Here is a 16,981-nt window from a genome sequence, read left to right on the forward strand (position 1 = left end):
GTGGTCAAGCTAGCGGCCTAGCCCAGTCCCAGATCGGCGAGGCCCAGCACGCTGCGGTACGACAGGCCCTCGGCCTCGATGGCCTCGGCGGCACCGGTGGCGCGGTCCACCACGGTGGCCACGCCGATCACGTCGCCGCCGGCGTGCCGAACGGCGCGCACCGCCGTCAGCGCCGAGGACCCGGTGGTGCTCGTGTCCTCCACCACCAGGACCCGCTTCCCGGCCACCTCGGAGCCTTCGATAAGGCGTTGCAGGCCATGGGTTTTCACCGACTTGCGCACAACGAACGCGTCGATCGGACGCCCGGGTGCGTGCATGATGGCCGTCGCGACCGGATCGGCGCCCAGGGTCAGGCCGCCGACGACCGCGTAGTCCCAGTCGCTGGTGAGCTCGCGCATCAGCGTGCCGATCAACGCGGAGGCCCGGTGGTGCAGGGTGGCGCGGCGCAGGTCGACGTAGTAGTCGGCCTCTGCGCCCGACGACAGCGTGACGCGTCCGTGCACCACCGACAGCCGCCGCACCAGCTCGGCCAGCTCCGCGCGCTCAGGTCCGATTTGCCCCACCCGTCGCGCTCAGCGCTGGTAGTTGCTGGTCTGGTGGCCGTTGCGCCCGACCGGCGGCGGCCGGTGAACGCCTTCGGCGCGGCCTTCCGGGTGACCCTGGTCGCGGCGAACCGGCTCGGGTTGACGACGACCCTGAACGTCCGAGCCCAGCAGCCCGGCCACGTCCTGCCCCCCGTGCCGGGACGGCAACTCCGCGCGGCCCGCCGGCGCCAAGGGGCGGCTGGGTGACGCGTTGCGAAGCCCGGCGGGCTCTCCCGCCTCCTGCGGGGCCTCCTGGGGCACCGGCGGCAGCACCCGCAGCAGGTCGTTGAACTGGCGTATGGTGCGCAGGCCCTCGTCCCATTGGGTGCGGGTGCTGGTGACCGGCAGGGCGACCAGCGTCCAGTTCTGCTCGTTCCACATGATCTCGGCGCAGTCGGGCGCGGTGTGCGCGAAGGTGACCATGCGCCGGTCGCAGGCCCGCCGGGCCGCGTCCAGGTTGGTCGAATACACCATCCGAGGACCGATCGCGCCCAGCAGCCAAATGTCGTTCTCCCGCGGCTCTTTCAGCCCCTTGAGCCGCAGGTCGACGACGACGTTGGTGCCCACCTTGCGGTGCAGCGCGATCACCGTGGCGACCTCTTCGAGGTCGAAGATGTAGACCGCCTCGCCGCGGATCTGACCCAGCACGACGTTGTGGGCGGGGACGTCGCCGACCGTGGACATCACGCCGCGCTTCCAGCGCTTCAGGATGTCGGTCGATTCACGCTCGTAGTCGAATCCGTGCGAGCGCGCCCACGACTTGCGCCGCCTGCTGCGCCCGCGGCGCCGATCGACGTCGACGTACAGCAGCACCACCGCACCGACGAAGCACAGCGCGGAGAGCGTGAACCAGAGCGGGACCATCCCACACAGGGTATCTGCTGTTGGGTCGGAACCGAGAATGCGACCAGGTCACAACCGCGTCACAGGCCCGTTGCGATCGCGAGGCCCAGGCCCCTCGAGCCGCGTGCCCTGACGGCTTTGAGTGTGAGCTGGTGGCGGGGTTTTGGCCATTTTCCCCGCCCTGCACGCACACCCAAAGCCCAGGATTCACACTCGACCGAGCCGACCCGAGCCGAACTTCAGCCCAGGATCAGCGAGTCGCCGTCCGGGCTGACGTTGACCGGAACGGTGTCGCCGTCGTGCACCTCGCCGGCCAGCAACAGCTTGGCCAGCTGGTCGCCGATGGCCTGCTGGACGAGCCGGCGCAGCGGCCGGGCGCCGTACACCGGGTCGAACCCGCGGTGGGCCAGCCACTCCTTGGCCGGCAGCGACACCTCCAGCTGCAGCCTGCGTTGCGCCAGCCGCTTGCCCAGCTGTTCGAGCTGGATGTCGACGATCCGCACCAGCTCTTCGGGGTCCAGCCCGTCGAAGATCAGCACGTCGTCGAGGCGGTTGATGAACTCCGGCTTGAACGTCGCGCGGACGGCCGCCATCACCTGCTCCTCGCTGCCGCCCGACCCGAGGTTGGACGTCAGGATGAGGATCGTGTTGCGGAAGTCGACCGTGCGGCCCTGCCCATCGGTGAGCCGGCCCTCGTCGAGCACCTGCAGCAGCACGTCGAACACGTCCGGGTGGGCCTTTTCGACCTCGTCGAACAAAACGACGGTGTAGGGCCGCCGGCGCACCGCCTCGGTGAGCTGACCGCCCTGGTCGTAGCCGATGTAGCCGGGTGGCGCGCCGACCAGCCGGGCCACCGAGTGCTTCTCGCCGTATTCGCTCATGTCGATGCGGACCATCGCCCGGTCGTCGTCGAACAGGAAGTCGGCCAGCGCCTTGGCCAGCTCGGTCTTGCCGACGCCGGTGGGGCCCAGGAACATGAACGATCCGGTGGGCCGGTTGGGGTCGGCGACCCCGGCGCGGCTCCTACGCACCGCGTCAGAAACCGCAGTCACGGCTTTCCTTTGCCCGACGACGCGCTTGCCCAGCTCGTCCTCCATCCGCAGCAGCTTGGCGGTCTCGCCCTCCAGCAGCCGCCCGGCCGGGATGCCCGTCCACGCCGACACCACGTCGGCGATGTCGTCGGGGCCGACCTCCTCCTTGAGCATTTGAGCTTCGTGAGCTCGAGCGGACGTATCGGCGGCGTCGAGCTTCTTTTCCACCTCGGGGATGCGGCCGTACCGCAGCTCGGCGGCTTTGGCCAGGTCGCCGTCGCGCTCGGCGCGCTCGGATTCCCCGCGCAGTGTGTCTAGCTGTTCCTTGAGCTCGCGGACGACGTCGATGGCGTTCTTCTCGTTCTGCCAGCGGGTGGTCAGCTCGGCCAGCTTTTCCTTGTGGTCGGCCAGCTCGGCGCGCAGTTTCTCCAGCCGCTCCTTGGACGCCTCGTCTTCCTCTTTGGCCAGCGCCATCTCTTCGATCTCCAGCCGGCGCACCAGCCGCTCGACCTCGTCGATCTCGACGGGCCGCGAGTCGATCTCCATCCTCAAGCGCGACGCCGCCTCGTCGACCAGGTCGATGGCCTTGTCCGGCAGGAAGCGGGCGGTGATGTAGCGGTCGGACAGCGTGGCCGCGGCCACCAGCGCGGAGTCGGTGATGCGCACGCCGTGGTGCACCTCGTAGCGGTCCTTGAGCCCGCGCAGGATGCCGACGGTGTCCTCCACCGACGGCTCGCCGACGAACACCTGCTGGAAGCGGCGCTCCAGCGCGGCGTCCTTCTCGATGTACTTGCGGTACTCATCGAGCGTGGTGGCGCCGACCAGCCGCAGCTCGCCGCGGGCCAGCATCGGCTTGATCATGTTGCCGGCGTCCATCGCGCCTTCGCCGGTCGCTCCGGCGCCGACGATGGTGTGCAGCTCGTCGATGAACGTGATGATCTGCCCGGCGGAGTTCTTGATGTCGTCGAGCACGGCCTTGAGCCGTTCCTCGAACTCGCCGCGGTACTTGGCGCCGGCCACCATCGAGCCCAGGTCCAGGGCGATGACGGTCTTGTCGCGCAGACTCTCCGGCACGTCGCCGGCCACGATGCGCTGGGCCAGGCCCTCGACGATCGCGGTCTTGCCGACGCCGGGCTCGCCGATGAGCACCGGGTTGTTCTTGGTGCGCCGGGACAGCACCTGCACGACGCGGCGAATCTCGTTGTCCCGCCCGATGACCGGGTCCAGCTTGCCCTCTTTGGCGCGGGCGGTCAGGTCGGTGGAGTACTTCTCCAGCGCCTGGTACGTGGCCTCGGGGTCGGCGCTGGTGACCCGGGCGCTGCCGCGGACCTTGACGAACGCCTCCCGCAACGCCTGCGGCGACGCGCCGTGCCCGGTCAGCAGCTTGGCGACGTCGGAGTCGCCGGTGGCCAGCCCGACCATCAGGTGCTCGGTGGAGACGTACTCGTCGTCCATCTCGGTGGCGAGCTGCTGGGCGGTGGTGATGGCGGCCAGCGATTCGCGGGACAGCGGCGGTTGCGAGCTGGCGCCGCTGGCCTGGGGCAGCCGGTCGAGGATGTGTTGTGTTTCGGTGCGGATGGTGGCGGGCTCGACGCCGACGGCCTCCAAAAGCGGCGCCGCGATCCCGTCGTTCTGTGTCAGCAGCGCCAACAGCAGATGAGCGGGCCTGATCTCGGGATTGCCGGCGGCCGAGGCCGCCTGCAGGGCCGATGTCAGAGCCGCCTGCGTCTTGGTTGTCGGGTTGAAAGAGTCCACGACACCTCCGTTCGAGTACTTGGGGAAAATGCTTGTCGCGATGTTCAACGCCGTCAAGGTTGAGTCTGTTCCGCTCAACTTACAGCAGCTTCCTGCGCGCCTTTGGGCCGCGTGCCGGCGCGGCCCGTCGAACGTGTACCCACGGCGACTTGAGGCGCCGATTTTCGCACTGAGTGCACGCTCGGCGACGCGTTCCTAGAATCGAGCTCCGTGAGCCTCGAGGACCGGGACGCGTTGCGGGTGCTGCGCGACGCGTTCACGCCGGACCTCGTCCACCGGTTCTACACCCGCTGGTTTGCCCTCGACGTGTCGGTGCGCGACCTGTTCCCGCCCGAAATGGACGGCCAGCGAGCCGCTTTCGCCCACGCGCTGCACTGGGTCTACGGCGAACTGGTCGAGCGGCGCGCCGCGGAGCCGGTGGCCTTTCTCGCCCAGCTGGGCCGCGATCACCGCAAATACGGTGTGCTGCCACGCCATTACGACACGCTGCGCCGCGCGTTGCACGCGACGCTGCGGGCTCACCTGGGCGATTCCTGGACCGACGCGGTCGACGACGCGGCACGGCAGTCGCTCAACCTGATCACCGGAGTGATGAGCGGGGCGGCCGACGCCGACGAGGGCCCCGCCTGGTGGGACGGCACGGTCGTCGAGCACCTGCGGGTGTCGCGCGATCTCGCGGTCGTTCGGCTGCGGCTGGACCGCCCGATGCACTATTACCCCGGCCAGTACGTCAACGTCCACGTTCCCCAATGCCCGCGCCGCTGGCGCTATCTGAGCCCCGCGATCCCGGCCGACCCGGACGGCGGGATCGAGTTCCACGTCCGCCTGGTCCCCGGCGGCCTGGTCAGCACCGCCATCGTCAACGAAACCCGCCCCGGCGACCGGTGGCGGTTGTCCAGCCCGCACGGCGGCCTGCGCGTCGACCGGGACGGCGGCGACGTGTTGATGGTGGCCGGCAGCACCGGTCTGGCGCCGCTGCGTTCGATCATCATGGACCTCAGCCGCTACGCGGTGAACCCGCGAATGCACCTCTTCTTCGGCGCCCGCTATCGCTGCGAGCTCTACGACCTGCCCACGCTGTGGCAAGTGGCGCAGCACAATCCGTGGCTGTCGGTCTCGCCGGTTTCCGAGTACGGCGCCGACCCGTCGTGGGCCGGCGAGTATCCCGACGTCACGCCGCCACGCGGCCTGCACGTGCGCCAAACCGGCCGGCTGCCCGACGTGGTGACCAAATACGGCGGCTGGGGCGACCGCCAGATCCTGATCTGCGGCGGACCGGCCATGGTCCGCGCCACCAAGGCCGCCCTGATCGCCAAAGGCGCTCCGCCGGAACGTATTCAGCACGACCCGCTGTCACGGTAGGTGGACTTCTCGGTTGCGTGGGGCTGGTGTGTGATGGTTCATCGGGTCGTCGGGGACGGTGCCCATTAGGCTGACCGCGTGCACGTCGTCACCCTGCGCGACCCGTCGTCATCGATGGCCGCGCAGTTCGTGCCGGAGGCGGGCATGATCGGCACCTCGCTCACCGACTCGGGCGTGGAGCTGCTCGGCCAGCGGCGCGGGCTGGAGGCCTACCTGGCGGCCGGCAAGACGATGGGGATCCCGATCCTGTATCCGTGGGCGAATCGATTGGGCGCCAACACCTATACGGCGGAGAACGTCATGGTTAGGCTGACGCCCGGCGAGAACGGCGTTCGTCCCGACCCGAACGGGTTACCCATCCACGGCACCCTGGCCGCCTACCCGGGCTGGCGGATAACGGCGGAGTCGGAAAACGAGCTGGCCGCCGAGGCGGACTTCGGCGCCGACCCCGGGTTGCTGGCCGGTTTCCCGTACCCGCATGTGCTCGCGGTGGCGGTGCGGCTGGCCGAACGGGCGCTGACGGTGCGAACGACGGTCACCGCGACCAGCGACAAGGCCGTCCCGCTGTGCTTCGGCTTCCACCCCTACCTGCGCCTGCCGGATGTGGCCCGCGGCGAGTGGATCGTCACGACACCGCCCCTGCGGCACCTGCGCCTCGACGCCCAGGGGCTGCCCACCGGAGAAACTTCAGAGCAGCCGGCGACGGAGGGGCCGTTGGGCGACAAGGCTTTTGATGACGCCTATAACCGGGTGGGCGATGGCGCGGTGTTCGCGGTGTCCGGGGGCGGACGCCGGCTGGAGGTGCATTTCGAACGGGGGTATCCGGCGGCGCAGGTTTTTGCGCCGCTCGCCGAGGACGTGGTGTGCTTCGAGCCGATGGCCGCGCCGACCGACGCGCTGCGCCGCGGCGGCTACCGGTGCGCGCGCCCGGGCGAGCCGGCGGTCGCGGTGTTCTCCATCCGGGCATAGCCCCAAAGTGGTACCGTATCTTGTACCAATTTGGAGGAGTCAGAGTGGCGATCACCGCGTCTGAGGCACGCAAGAACCTATTTCCGTTGATCGAGCAGGTCAACAACGACCGTGTCCCGGTGGAGATCAACTCCCGCCGGGGTGATGCGGTATTGATCTCCCGCGCCGACTACGAAGCCCTGGAAGAGACCGCACACCTGTTGCGGTCCCCGGCTAACGCACGTCGACTGCTGGAGAGCCTCGCCCAGGCGCAGCGTGGCGAGCGCGAAGAGCACACGCTGTCCCGGTGAGGCTGGTCTTCACGCCTCACGGATGGGCCGACTACCAGTACTGGAGCACGACCGACCGGGGGACACAGGAGCGCATCAACCGCCTCATCGACGACATCTTGCGCGATCCGTTCGCCGGGACTGGCAAACCCGAACCGTTACGCCCCGCTTTCGCGGGCGCCTGGTCACGGCGCATCAGCGAGGAACACCGCTTGGTGTACCTCGTCGACGGCGACGACGTCGTGATGATGCAGGCTCGGTATCGCTACACCTGAGCGCAACGGGAAAACCGCGTCGCCTCACCGGCTGAAGCCGACTGCGCCGTTTGCTCGCCCGCTTACGCGCGCTCGCTCACCGGCTGAAGCCGACTGCGCCGTTTGCTCGCCCGCTTACGCGCGCTCGCTCACCGGCTGAAGCCGACTGCGCCGTTTGCTCGCCCGCTTACGCGCGCTCGCTCACCGGCGCGGCTGCCACACCACCAGCGCGGTGCTCTTGGGCACCACCGCCACATCGCGGCGCTGGTTGGCGCGCAACGCCGTCAACTCGTCGGCCATTTCCTTCAGCCGCGACTGCAGGGCCTCGACCTGATTGGTCAGCTCGATAATCCGTTTGATGCCAGCCAGATTGACACCCTCGTCCTGGGAGAGCCGCTGCACCTCGCGCAGCAGATCCACGTCGTGCTGCGAATAGCGGCGCCCCCCACCGGAAGTCCGGCGCGGGGTGACCAGCCCGAGGCGATCGTAGGTGCGCAGAGTCTGCGCGTGCATGCCGGCCAGTTCGGCGGCCACCGAGATCAGGAAGGTCCGGGCGTCCCCTTCCCTAGAGTTTCTGGGGTTCCTGGCCATCAGCGGTTACCCGCCCATCCCGCGCGCGGGTTGAACCCGCTGGACCGCTCGGCCTCCGCGTAGGCCTCCAGCGTCTCCTGCGCCTTGCCCTCCACGTTCGGCGGCACGGCCACCTTGACGGTGACCAGCAGGTCGCCGCTGCCGCCGCTGCGCTTGGGCACACCGCGTCCGCGCACCCGCAGGATGCGGCCGTCGGCGGTGCCCTTGGGCACCCGGACGCCGACCTTGCCGTCCAGCGTCGGAACGGAAAGCGTTGAGCCCAAAGCCAATTCGGTGAAGCTGACCGGAACGGTCACGGTGAGGTCGTCGCCGTCGCGCCCGAACACCTTGTCCGGCCGCACATGCACCGTCACATACAGGTCACCCGACGGGGCGCCGCGCAGCCCGGCCTCACCCTGCCCGGGCAGCCGGATCCGCTGGCCGTCCTCGACGCCGGGCGGGATCCGCACGTTGATGGTGCGGGTGCGAGTGGTCACGCCGGTGCCTTTGCACTCGTCGCAGGGGTGCTCGATGATCGAGCCGCTGCCCCGGCAATCGGTGCAGGGTTCGGAGAAGCCGAACGCGCCCTGGTTGCGGTTGATCACGCCGGACCCGTTGCAGGTCGCGCAGACCTTCGGACTGGTGCCCGGCCGCGCGCCGCTGCCATGGCAGTTGGTGCACGGCGCCGGGCTGGTCAGCCGCAACGGCATCGCCACGCCCTTGGCGGCCTCGACGAAATCCAGCTCCGTCTCGGTCTCCAGGTCGTTGCCGCGTCGCGGCCGGCTCGGACGGGCGCTGGCTCCCCGCCCGAACAGGCCGCCGAACAGGTCGCCGATGTTGGCGCCGCCGCTGCGCCCGGCGGCGTCGAACAGGTCGTTGAGGTTAAACTCGGCGCCGTCGCCGCCGACGTTGAAATTGAAACCGCCGGTGTCGAATCGGCGTCCGCCGAAGCCGCCGCCGGCGAACAGCCGACGGGTTTCGTCGTACTCCTTGCGCTTGGCCGGATCCGACAACACGTTGTGCGCCTCCGACACCGCCTTGAATCGTTCGCCGGCGGCCGGGTTGTCGGGATTGGCGTCCGGATGCAGGTCGCGTGCCAGCTTCCGGTAGGCGCGTTTGATCTCTTCTGGGCTGGCGTCGGAGGAGACGCCCAGCTCCTTATAGAAGTCCTTTTCGACCCATTCGCGTTGGGCCATGCCGCGTCACCCCCTTCCACCTTTCTCTAGCTATGTGCGTCTCTAGCTATGTGCGTTGATTCTGTGCCTATTCATCGCCTATTCATCGGAGGTGTCGGCGTTATCGTCCGTGTCGGCCGGTTCGGTTTCGGCGGCTTCGCCGCCCGCGACCGTGTCCACCACGCCGACCAGGGCGTGGCGCAGCACGTTCTCGCCCAGCCGGTAGCCCTGGCGCATGACGGTGCCGATGACCGGTTTGGAGCCCTCGTCGCCGTCGCCCTCGTGCTGCACGGCTTCGTGCAGCACGGGGTCGAAGTCCTCGCCCTCCTCGCCGAACGCCGTCAGGCCGAGGCCGGTCAGCGCGCTCATCAGCTTGTCGGCGACGGACTTCAGCGGTCCGGACTCCAGGTCGCCGTGGGCGCGCGCCCGATCGAGATCGTCGAGCACGCCCAGCAATTGGCTGACGACGGTGGCCTTCGCCCTATCCGCCGCCGCCTGCTGGTCGCGCAGCGCCCGCTTGCGGTAGTTGGCGAAATCGGCCTGCACGCGTTGCAGATCGGCGGTCAGCTCGGCGACTTTGGCCCCCGCCTCGTCGGCCTTGCCGACCGTCGGGCCAGGCGTTGCGCCGGGAGGGGCGTGCCGCACTTCACCGGTCTCGGGATCGATGCGCCGCTTGTCGGTGACCGTCACCTGTTCCTGCGGGTTGCCGTCCGCGTTTTGATTGCCGCCCGTCACTTGGACTCCCGGTCGTCGTCGACCACCTCCGCGTCCACGACGTCATCGGCGGAACCGGACTCGGCACCGCCGGGGCCCCCGCCCTGGCCGGACTCCGCCTGAGTGGCCTCGTAGATCGCCTGGCCCAGAGCCTGGGACTCCTGGCCGAGCTTCTCCATCGCGGACTTGATGGCGCCGATGTCGGTGCCTTGCAGCGCCGTCTTGGCCTCGGCCACAGCGGAATCCACCTTGTTCAGGGTGTCCTCCGGGACCTTGGAGCCGCCTTCGGCTTCCCTTTGTTCCTTGACGAACTTCTCCGTCTGGTAGACCAGCGTCTCGGCCTGGTTGCGGATGTCGGCTTCCTCGCGACGCTTGCGGTCCTCCTCGGCGTGCGCCTCGGCGTCCTTGATCATCCGGTCGATCTCCTCCTTGGACAGGCCGGAGCCCTCCTGGATCTTGATCGTGTTCTCCTTGCCGGTGCCCTTGTCCTTGGCCGTGACGTGCACGATGCCGTTGGCGTCGATGTCGAAGGTGACCTCGATCTGCGGGACGCCGCGCGGGGCCGGCGGGATGCCGGTCAGCTCGAAGGAGCCGAGCAGCTTGTTGTGCGAGGCGATTTCGCGCTCACCCTGGTAGACCTGGATCTGCACCGACGGCTGGTTGTCGTCGGCCGTGGTGAAGGTCTCCGACCGCTTGGTCGGGATCGTGGTGTTGCGCTCGATGAGCTTGGTCATCACGCCGCCCTTGGTCTCGATGCCCAGGCTCAGCGGCGTAACATCAAGCAGCAGAACATCTTTCACCTCGCCCTTGAGCACGCCGGCCTGCAGCGCGGCGCCCACGGCGACGACCTCGTCGGGGTTAACGCCCTTGTTGGGCTCCTTGCCCCCGGTCATCTCCTTGACCAGCTCGGTCACGGCGGGCATCCGGGTGGAACCACCCACCAGCACAACGTGGTCGATCTCGGACACCGAGATGCCGGCGTCCTTGATCACCGACTGGAAGGGCTGACGCGTGCGGTCGAGCAGATCCTGTGTGATGCGCTGGAATTCGGCGCGGGTCAGTTGCTCGTCGAGGAACAACGGGTTCTTGTCCGCGTCAACCGTGATGTAGGGCAGGTTGATCGAGGTGCTCTGGCTGGAGCTCAGCTCGATCTTGGCCTTCTCGGCGGCCTCACGCAGCCGCTGCATCGCCATCTTGTCCTTGGTCAGGTCAATTCCGCTGGTGCCCTTGAACTTATCGACCAGCCAGTTGACGATGCGGTCGTCCCAGTCGTCGCCACCGAGGTGGTTGTCGCCGCTGGTGGCGCGGACCTCGACCACGCCCTCGCCGATCTCGAGCAGCGAGACGTCGAAGGTGCCGCCGCCCAGGTCGAAGACCAGGATGGTCTGTTCCTTCTCGCCCTTGTCCAGGCCGTAGGCCAGCGCCGCGGCGGTGGGTTCGTTGACGATGCGCAGCACGTTCAGGCCGGCGATCTGGCCGGCTTCCTTGGTCGCCTGGCGCTGGGCGTCGTTGAAGTAGGCGGGCACGGTGATGACCGCGTCGGTGATGTCCTCACCGAGGTAGGCCTCGGCGTCGCGCTTCAGCTTCATCAGCACGCGGGCGCTGATCTCCTGCGCGGTGTATTTCTTTCCGTCGATCTCGATGGACCAGTCGGTGCCCATGTGCCGCTTGACCGACCGCACGGTGCGGTCGACGTTGGTCACCGCCTGGTTCTTGGCGGGCTGACCGACCAACACTTCACCGTTGCGCGCGAACGCGACGACGGACGGAGTCGTCCGCGAGCCCTCGGAGTTGGCGACGACGACGGGGTCACCGCCCTCGAGAACTGCGACGACGGAGTTGGTGGTCCCGAGGTCGATGCCGACCGCACGAGCCATAGTGATTCCTCCTGTTATATAGAGCTTCTTTGGTGCCACTATGCTGAGTGAACCCCGCTCAAGCCTGCCCCTGAGGGCGCCCTGGTGTCAACCCAGGGTTGAGCCTGGTTCACTCAACTTGTCGAGTACTCTAACGGAGGGTTGCGGCGTCTTGTTCCCGGGGGTGGTGGCTGGCCGCGTGCCGGGTAGGAACCGGGTTATCTTCTCGGACCGTCATTAAGCTGTCAGCCGGTCGTGGCCACCGAGTCGTCCGCAGTACCCAGCTGCTCCAGGTCGTAGCGGATTTCCGTGCCGGCGACAGTGACAACCAGCTGCGCTTCGGCACCCGCGGCGTGGATGTAGCTTGCGAGCGTGGACAGCAGTAGATCGTTTTGCCGTTCCAGCTTGGACACAGCCGCTTGTCCCTTGCCGAGACGGGCCGCCAAGTCTTCCTGCGTGAGTTGTGCGGCCTTGCGAATCATCGCCAGGTTCATCGCATAGACGCGGTCCATCTCCCGCATCCCCTCCCGAATCTCCGCCACGCGCTGGGCATGGTCGGGATCGGTGAGCTTGCGACGCAGACGCTGGGCGCCCTTATCTTCGAGGTTCACGATTTCCTGTTCCTCTCTCGTAGCCACTGGTCGATTGCCGCGTCGGCGCGCGAGGCTGCACTGATATAGAAGGCGTCGCCAATCTTCTTTTTGTCGCCGCCGAACGCGACGACCACGCCGGCTGTCTCACCCTCGGGAAACCACACAATGAGGCGAACCGCGACCTCGTCGTCGAACGGGTGCGACACCCGCCAGATGGGGTACTTTCCCCGCTGGCGTACCCGCATCAGGACCGCAGTGTCTTCACTCGGCGGCTCCGGCAAATCGGTAAGCACGGATATGCCCGCATCCGCATACTCGACCTGCCGCCGCGCGATGTGATCACCCGCGTCGGCTTTCGCGTCCAGGGAGTCCAGCCAGTTCTGGAACTCTCCGGTCCAGTCGGTGATCACCTGGTAATACTACTTGGAATGACTATTCATTTCAAGTAGTATCGATGCCGATGCAGGCTGAGGATTCCGACACGATGGCCGCCAGAATTAACGGTGGTATTATGCTGTTAATCTCCGTTAGGAGCATATGGGGCTGAAGGGTTCGCCGCGATGACCACAGATGAACTGGACCAACTCCTGTTAGACCGCTTCAACTTGCGCCGCTCCGACCTGATCGCCGCACTCAAGACGCTCCCCGCACACCGGCCGTGGGCGGCCACACTCACCACCGACGAGGCCCGGCTACTCGATAAGGCCGGGTTCACCGAAGACCCCGAAGTGTACGCAGAGATCGCAGCCGACGTGACCGCCCACATGGCCAGGCTGTACAGCACTGCCTACACCGCCGCCGAGGTCAGCGAAGGGCTGGGCGTCAACGATTCCCGCGTGCGGCAGCGCCGCCTCGCCCGCACGCTGTGGGCGATCAACGACGGCGGCACCTGGGTATACCCGGCGATTCAGTTCGAGATCGTCGGCCCCGGCCGCGACCAGCCGCTCACGCTCAAGCACGTCCGCGGCCTCGACGAGGTGCTACCGGCCCTGCTTGCCAGGGACCTTCACCCCACTGCGGTAGCCGGCTTTCTCATGACCCCGCAGCCCGACCTGCGAATCGATGGCCAACCGAAGTCGGTGCGGGAGTGGCTGCTGCACGGTGAACCCGTCGAACCCGTACTCGGATTGATCGAGATCGGCGAATGGGCGGCTACGTGACCGGCGACCCCATGCTGCCGGAACCACCACCACCGCATGTGCTGCGCTCGCTCGGCATCAACGACGACGAAATGCGCGCGATAGGCACAGACGAGATCTGGTGGCGCGTTCATCGCACTGGGGGCGAGCACGTCCTGGCGTGGAACGCGCTACGCACTTTTGGACCGGTGCTGCGCTTCGATTCTCACCCCCTCCCCAAAGGTGAACATGTGCGGCATGGCGTTTGGTATGGAGCCGCAACCCCTTGCGCCGCGCTCGGCGAGGCCTACCAAGTGGACCGGACCATCGACCGTGAACGCGGCCGCCCATATCTCACCGGTTTGTCATTCACCCGCCCACTCACGGTCCTCGACCTCGCCGCTGACAGCCAGGGAGCATGGGTCACACGCGTCGGCGGCACCTTCGCCATCTCCACATCCCCACATACCGTCACTCAGCAGTGGGCGCGGCACATTACCGAGGCATTCTGCGATCTCGACGGCCTGCGCTATAACAGCCGATTCGCCGGCGATCCATGCCTAGCACTGTTCGCGCCGGCCGCATCGGCAATGCCAAACCGGCCGAAAGTATCGCTGCCCCTGGCCCATCCCGATCTGGCCGGCCGCATCGCCGGCGCTGCGAAACGCCTTGGCTACGGCGTGGTTTGACAGTCGAATGCGGTGGGAAGTCATGGCACCCACGACGGTGAGTCGATAGCCGAGGAATCCGACAGCTTAGTGACAATCGCCGACCGACACGTTACTGAGAACATCCACATCGAAGCCGCCGCGTCGTGGGCCCGCTTAACCCAAGAGCCCGTCGATGGTTGCGGTGAGAGTTCCGACCTCCCGGATGAGAGAGTCGCGCAGTTCGATCAGGCCCTCCGCCTTGACGCTTGCCGCAGTGTCGGCGATCGCATCCGGCAGTTGTGTTGCCATCTCTCGGGTCCGATCGATGAGTCGCCCGGGATCGGTTCCCGTGTTGCGCGCGAACCGTTCGACATGTCTTAGCTGAACATCACCGAACTTGTTGTGGCCTGCGATGGACATCGCGGCGCGGTCGAGGCTGGATCCGGCGTCGCGTGGGTAGGGCAGCATGCTTGCGACGTCGTAGATCGGCGCGAGCGTGACGTCCTCACCGTCGAGGATGACGGAGTAGTTCTTGGCGTGACCGTCCGGTGCGCCCAAGAGGTATTGGGCGATGACGGCGTCGGTGAACCGGTCGATGTCGCGTTGAGAAGCGACCCGGGACAACAGCCGGCTGATGTCGACGGCCGAAGGCCCTCCGCTGGAGGTGTACTTGTTCTGCGGCCACACCGACAGCGCCTGGCACATATCCTCCTGGTGGAGCCGGATAACTGTGCCGTCTGGAAGCCGAAGGCGGTCATAGCGTTCGACGACGATCGCTTCGATTCCGTCGAATGACGTGAATTCTGTTCTCGCGGTGACGATTCCGATCTGCTCGAGGGACCGTAAGCAGAGGTGCTCATTGAGGGCCTGGGCCGGATATCGCCCGATGCCCGGCTTGATGATGTGGGTACTCGGCGCATTTCCACGCCGCCACGCCCACTGGCCGGCGGATGTGCGGGCCGCGGTGAATTTCGATTGCGCACCCGCGAGGCTCCAGCCCTCGTCGGCGTGCGCCCACTGAGATGGGCGCGAAATCAGGTCACGCAGTCGCTGGCCGACCAGTTCGTCGGTGACGGCTTCTAAAGTCCCCGGTTGAGCGAGCACGTTCTCGATCTCGTCCGGCGCCGCGAGCTGAACCGCTCCCGCGACGTCGTGGCCCACCCGTTCCAGTAGCGCGGTGGCGTTACTTGCTGACACTCCGAGTTCGCGGGCCCAGTTCGCACGAACCTGGTCATCGTCGGGGAGCAGATTGGACAACCATGGCGCAGTGACCCGGTGGTCATAGCTTCTGCCGACGGCCAGCGGCATCGACAGCGACAACGGTGTGGCGTCCGGGTCGCTTGCGTACTTGTCGAGGTAAGTGAACCGAGGTTTGCCGTCGACATGGGTGATCGCGCCAGTGATCTGCCGGTTGAGCACCACAACGAGGTCAGCCATCGCCGGTGTGCGCCTGCCGGTTCAGCTGGTCCAGATACGCCTTCACGGCTTCGCGATCCTGGGTGGGCTTGGGCGGTGTCCGTGGCACGACAGTGAGCCGATATCCAAGGGCGGCGGCCACTTGAGCGACACGACCGACTTCTCCGCGGGGACTGCCCGACTCGATTCGGCTCACCAATTGCCGCGAGACACCTGCGCGCGCGCCGAGTCCGTCCTGAGTCAACCCGGCCTCGATTCGGGCATTGCGCAGAGTCGCGCCAAGCTGGGTCAGCTGTCGATCAACTCGGGGATGAGGCATGAAGTTATGGTACCAATACATCAAATCAATGTTATGAACTCATAACGTCTGTGGATGTCGAGACGTAGGGCCAACGGTCAACCGCTAAATAAATTTGAGCCTAGCTCTGAAGATAGGTCGTAGCGGCCTCGATCAGGTCAGCAACACCTGTCACCCATTCCACACCAAGTCCTGCAGATGTTACGGATCGATTCCCTAAATCGAACGTTATGCATCCATAACACTTGTGAAGATGGTCATATCGCTGGTCCCTAGGAATCCGGCACACCTTAGTGAGGGGTCGCCGGGCTACACACTCTTGAAGAAGCACAGGCCGTCAGCCTTCCGAGCTGACGGCTTCCACGCGAGCGGAGCCTGGGCTTTGGGTGTGAATCCTGGGCTTTGAGCGTGAATCCTGGGCGGGAAAATCGGTGAAATCACGCCCTCTGTTCACGCTGAAAGCCGCTGATTCACACTCGACGCCCTAAGCCAACGCCGGAGGCACACTCGACGCCCTAAGCCGACGCCGTCAGCGCACGCTCGACGCCCCACGGTTCGGGATCATCTCCTCGATCAGCGAGAACAGGGCGCGGGTGGCGGCGTTGGTCGGGCGGACAGCAGACATCGCGACGTAGAGACACCATCGCAGGTCGTAGTCGGAGATCCGGATCGTCGCCAAACCGGAGTCGCCGATCTCGTCGAGGATGAACCTGCTGAGAAAGCCGATCCCTATGCCGTTTCGGATGTGGGTCGCGGTGGTGCCGATGTCGGCGACCTCGAGGGCGATCGTGCGTGGCACCCCGGCGCCGGCGAAGGCCTGGTCGACGACGGTTCGGTTGCCGTATCCCGGCGGGCCGTCGACGAACGACATCCCGGCCAGCTCGGCCAGCGGCACCGATTCCCGGCCGGCGAGGGGGTGCCCGGCGGGGACGACCAACAGCAGCTGGAAGACGGCGACGAGTCGGGTGTGCAGGTCGACCGGCGGGCCATCGGGGAAGACGACGAACGCGACGTCGAGGTCCCCGTCGCGGAGCTGCTGCAGCAGCCCCGCGGAACCGGCACGGGCCGAACGTAATTGGACCAGCACACCGGGATGCCGCGCATAGAGATCGGCCAGCAGCGTCGGCAGGTCGATGACGTTGATCGACGTCATCGTGCCCAGGGTGACGGTGCCACGGATGGCCCCGCGGGTGGCGGCGACGGCGTCCTTGGCCGACCGGGCGGCGTCGATGGCCGCGCGGGCGTGCGGCGCCAGCTCCTGTCCCGCGGCGGTGAGCGTCACGCCCGCCGGGCCGCGGAAGAAGAGTTCGGCACCGAGTTCGCGTTCGAGGGCCTTGATCGTCGCGGACACCCCGGACTGGACGACGTGAAGTCTCCTGGCGGCCTGGGTGAAGCTGAGGTTGTCCGCGACGGCAAGGAAGTACTCCAGGTGGCGAAGCTCCACCGAGCCATTATCACCGTTGGTGATGGAGTCCATCAGAAATATTCGTTGGCGTCTCAAGGCCGGGACAATTTATTGTTCGC

At 66.9% G+C, this 16,981-nt stretch carries 18 protein-coding genes; 6 read left to right on the forward strand and 12 right to left on the reverse strand.

The window, feature by feature from the left end; genetic code table 11:
- Nucleotides 1–17 precede the first annotated feature (17 nt).
- The 3 genes from pyrE to clpB form a co-directional block, all read right to left on the reverse strand.
- Nucleotides 18–554: an orotate phosphoribosyltransferase gene (gene pyrE, locus G6N25_RS07410; RefSeq protein WP_083074237.1), complete on the reverse strand. Its 537-nt coding sequence runs from the start codon at nt 552–554 to the stop codon at nt 18–20.
- 18 nt (nt 555–572) lie between these two features.
- A complete protein-coding gene (gene ttfA / locus G6N25_RS07415) occupies nt 573–1,448 on the reverse strand; it encodes a trehalose monomycolate transport factor TtfA (RefSeq protein ID WP_083074158.1) in 876 nt (291 codons plus the stop codon).
- A 218-nt stretch (nt 1,449–1,666) separates the two neighbouring features.
- A complete protein-coding gene (clpB, locus tag G6N25_RS07420) occupies nt 1,667–4,213 on the reverse strand; it encodes an ATP-dependent chaperone ClpB (protein WP_083074236.1) in 2,547 nt (848 codons plus the stop codon).
- Nucleotides 4,214–4,423: 210 nt separating this feature from the next.
- Between clpB and G6N25_RS07425 the strand changes: the two genes are divergently transcribed.
- From G6N25_RS07425 to G6N25_RS07440, 4 genes are all read left to right on the forward strand, one after another.
- Nucleotides 4,424–5,575: an FAD-binding oxidoreductase gene (locus G6N25_RS07425; RefSeq protein WP_083074157.1), complete on the forward strand. Its 1,152-nt coding sequence runs from the start codon at nt 4,424–4,426 to the stop codon at nt 5,573–5,575.
- A 78-nt stretch (nt 5,576–5,653) separates the two neighbouring features.
- The gene (locus G6N25_RS07430; RefSeq protein WP_083074156.1) at nt 5,654–6,544 is read left to right on the forward strand and encodes an aldose 1-epimerase; all 891 of its coding nucleotides are present in this window, start codon (nt 5,654–5,656) and stop codon (nt 6,542–6,544) included.
- 44 nt (nt 6,545–6,588) lie between these two features.
- Nucleotides 6,589–6,834 (forward strand): type II toxin-antitoxin system Phd/YefM family antitoxin, encoded by a 246-nt coding sequence (locus G6N25_RS07435; protein ID WP_083074155.1) that lies wholly within the window; start codon nt 6,589–6,591, stop codon nt 6,832–6,834.
- The gene (locus G6N25_RS07440) at nt 6,831–7,088 is read left to right on the forward strand and encodes a Txe/YoeB family addiction module toxin (RefSeq protein ID WP_083074154.1); all 258 of its coding nucleotides are present in this window, start codon (nt 6,831–6,833) and stop codon (nt 7,086–7,088) included. Before G6N25_RS07435 ends, G6N25_RS07440 begins: the two co-directional genes overlap by 4 nt.
- A 180-nt stretch (nt 7,089–7,268) precedes the next feature.
- On the opposite strand, the gene G6N25_RS07445 is transcribed toward G6N25_RS07440, so the two are convergent.
- From G6N25_RS07445 to G6N25_RS07470, 6 genes are all read right to left on the reverse strand, one after another.
- On the reverse strand, nt 7,269–7,658 hold the full coding sequence (locus tag G6N25_RS07445) for a heat shock protein transcriptional repressor HspR (RefSeq protein WP_083074153.1): 390 nt from the start codon (nt 7,656–7,658) through the stop codon (nt 7,269–7,271).
- The gene (gene dnaJ, locus G6N25_RS07450; RefSeq protein WP_083074152.1) at nt 7,658–8,833 is read right to left on the reverse strand and encodes a molecular chaperone DnaJ; all 1,176 of its coding nucleotides are present in this window, start codon (nt 8,831–8,833) and stop codon (nt 7,658–7,660) included. Before dnaJ ends, G6N25_RS07445 begins: the two co-directional genes overlap by 1 nt.
- A 78-nt stretch (nt 8,834–8,911) precedes the next feature.
- The gene (gene grpE / locus G6N25_RS07455; protein WP_083074151.1) at nt 8,912–9,547 is read right to left on the reverse strand and encodes a nucleotide exchange factor GrpE; all 636 of its coding nucleotides are present in this window, start codon (nt 9,545–9,547) and stop codon (nt 8,912–8,914) included.
- Nucleotides 9,544–11,403 (reverse strand): molecular chaperone DnaK, encoded by a 1,860-nt coding sequence (gene dnaK / locus G6N25_RS07460; RefSeq protein ID WP_083074150.1) that lies wholly within the window; start codon nt 11,401–11,403, stop codon nt 9,544–9,546. Before dnaK ends, grpE begins: the two co-directional genes overlap by 4 nt.
- A 224-nt stretch (nt 11,404–11,627) precedes the next feature.
- Nucleotides 11,628–11,993 carry a helix-turn-helix domain-containing protein gene (locus G6N25_RS07465; protein ID WP_142272636.1) on the reverse strand — a complete coding sequence of 122 codons (366 nt, stop codon included), beginning with the start codon at nt 11,991–11,993 and terminating at the stop codon, nt 11,628–11,630.
- Nucleotides 11,990–12,385 (reverse strand): hypothetical protein, encoded by a 396-nt coding sequence (locus G6N25_RS07470; RefSeq protein WP_083074149.1) that lies wholly within the window; start codon nt 12,383–12,385, stop codon nt 11,990–11,992. The genes G6N25_RS07465 and G6N25_RS07470 overlap by 4 nt, the downstream gene beginning before the upstream one ends.
- A gap of 150 nt (nt 12,386–12,535) precedes the next feature.
- Here G6N25_RS07470 and G6N25_RS07475 point away from each other — a divergent pair, with 150 nt between their 5' ends.
- Together G6N25_RS07475 and G6N25_RS07480 are read left to right on the forward strand one after the other, a co-directional pair.
- Nucleotides 12,536–13,135 carry a hypothetical protein gene (locus G6N25_RS07475; RefSeq protein ID WP_083074148.1) on the forward strand — a complete coding sequence of 200 codons (600 nt, stop codon included), beginning with the start codon at nt 12,536–12,538 and terminating at the stop codon, nt 13,133–13,135.
- Nucleotides 13,120–13,782, forward strand: coding sequence for an RES family NAD+ phosphorylase (locus G6N25_RS07480; protein ID WP_232065709.1), 663 nt, complete (start codon nt 13,120–13,122; stop codon nt 13,780–13,782). Before G6N25_RS07475 ends, G6N25_RS07480 begins: the two co-directional genes overlap by 16 nt.
- A 135-nt stretch (nt 13,783–13,917) precedes the next feature.
- Here the strand turns inward: G6N25_RS07480 and G6N25_RS07485 are convergent, their stop codons facing one another.
- The 3 genes from G6N25_RS07485 to G6N25_RS07495 form a co-directional block, all read right to left on the reverse strand.
- Complete coding sequence (locus G6N25_RS07485; RefSeq protein ID WP_083074146.1) at nt 13,918–15,180, reverse strand: type II toxin-antitoxin system HipA family toxin; 1,263 nt, start codon at nt 15,178–15,180, stop codon at nt 13,918–13,920.
- Nucleotides 15,173–15,499 carry a helix-turn-helix domain-containing protein gene (locus tag G6N25_RS07490; RefSeq protein WP_197745673.1) on the reverse strand — a complete coding sequence of 109 codons (327 nt, stop codon included), beginning with the start codon at nt 15,497–15,499 and terminating at the stop codon, nt 15,173–15,175. Before G6N25_RS07490 ends, G6N25_RS07485 begins: the two co-directional genes overlap by 8 nt.
- A gap of 487 nt (nt 15,500–15,986) precedes the next feature.
- Nucleotides 15,987–16,934, reverse strand: coding sequence for a LysR family transcriptional regulator (locus G6N25_RS07495; RefSeq protein WP_232065710.1), 948 nt, complete (start codon nt 16,932–16,934; stop codon nt 15,987–15,989).
- Nucleotides 16,935–16,981: the final 47 nt, after the last annotated feature.

The sequence above is a fragment of the Mycobacterium heidelbergense genome (genome assembly GCF_010730745.1).
Lineage (GTDB): Bacteria > Actinomycetota > Actinomycetes > Mycobacteriales > Mycobacteriaceae > Mycobacterium > Mycobacterium heidelbergense.